Here is a 1340-nt window from a genome sequence, read left to right as displayed (position 1 = left end):
GGTCTCCGAGCGGGTGCCGAACTTCTCGGTGCCCCTGGGGCGCAGCGAGAGGTTCACGTCGCAGCGCATCTGGCCCATCTCCATGCGGGCCTCGGAGACACCCAGCGCCCTGATGAGCTCGCGCAGCTCGGCGACGTACGCCTTGGCGACCTCGGGGGCCCGCTCGCCGGCGCCCTCGATCGGCTTGGTGACGATCTCGATGAGCGGGATGCCGGCGCGGTTGTAGTCCAGCAGCGAGTGCCGCGCGCCGTGGATCCGGCCGGTCGCCCCACCGATGTGGGTGGACTTGCCGGTGTCCTCCTCCATGTGGGCGCGCTCGATGTGGACACGGAAGACCTCGCCGTCCTCCAGCTGCACGTCGAGGTAGCCGTCGAAGGCGATCGGCTCGTCGTACTGGGAGGTCTGGAAGTTCTTCGGCATGTCCGGATAGAAGTAGTTCTTCCGGGCGAAGCGGCACCACTCGGCGATGGAGCAGTTCAGCGCCAGGCCGATCTTGATCGCGGACTCCACGCCGGTCGCGTTGACGACCGGGAGGGAGCCGGGCAGGCCCAGACAGGTGGGGCAGGTCTGCGCGTTGGGCTCGGCGCCCAGGGTGGTTGCGCACCCGCAGAACATCTTGGTCTTGGTACCGAGCTCGACGTGCACCTCCAGACCCATCACAGGGTCGTAGGTGGCCAGCGCGTCCTCGTACGGCACCAGGTCGGTGACAGTCACGGTGAAACTAACCTCTCAGGTCCGGCGCCGGTCAGCCCGCGAGGACGTCGTCGTCGTTGAGACGACGCAGTTCGCGGACGAGCAGGGCGACACCGGTGACGATGGCGGCGGCGGAGACGACGGCGTCGACCAGCTGGAGCATGTCCTGCTCCCCCTTGGCCTTCTTCGCCTGCTTGACGACGCTCACCGCGCCGAACAGCGTGGTGCCGATGGACAGGTAGGTGCCGGGCTTGGACTTCTTGAAGTTCTTGGCCTTGGCCAGCTTTCCACTCACAGCGTCTCCTCCAGCAGGTCGTTGACAGCTCCGCTCACAGGGCCGGAGCCTCCTCGATGAGCGGGTGGCCCCACTTCTCGGTGAGCGCGGACTCGACCGCGGCGCCGACCTTGTACAGCCGGTCGTCGGCCATGGCCGGGGCGATGATCTGCAGCCCCACCGGCAGCCCGTCCTCGGGAGCCAGTCCGCAGGGCAGCGACATGGCGGCGTTGCCCGCCAGGTTGGCGGGGATGGTGCACACGTCGGCGAGGTACATCGCCATCGGGTCGTCGGTGCGCTCGCCGATCGGGAACGCGGTGGTCGGCGTGGTCGGCGAGATGATCACGTCGACCTGCTCGAAGGCCCGCTCGAA

The 1340-nt window shown here is 68.1% G+C and carries 2 protein-coding genes and 1 pseudogene; all 3 read right to left on the bottom strand.

Annotated elements, in window-relative coordinates; translation table 11 throughout:
* Positions 1 to 657, bottom strand: a pseudogene (locus AB0I03_RS26635) (Asp-tRNA(Asn)/Glu-tRNA(Gln) amidotransferase GatCAB subunit B); the annotation flags it as partial.
* Between the two features lie 88 nt (positions 658 to 745).
* Positions 746 to 988 (bottom strand): hypothetical protein, encoded by a 243-nt coding sequence (locus AB0I03_RS26630; RefSeq protein WP_039632561.1) that lies wholly within the window; start codon positions 986 to 988, stop codon positions 746 to 748.
* Positions 989 to 1022: 34 nt separating this feature from the next.
* Positions 1023 to 1340, bottom strand: a 318-nt coding sequence (locus tag AB0I03_RS26625) for an amidase family protein (protein WP_360417366.1), incomplete at its 5' end; no start/stop codon positions are given.

Source organism: Glycomyces sp. NPDC021274 (genome assembly GCF_040641195.1).
Lineage (GTDB): Bacteria > Actinomycetota > Actinomycetes > Mycobacteriales > Micromonosporaceae > Glycomyces.
This window is presented reverse-complemented; position numbering and strand designations above follow the sequence as displayed.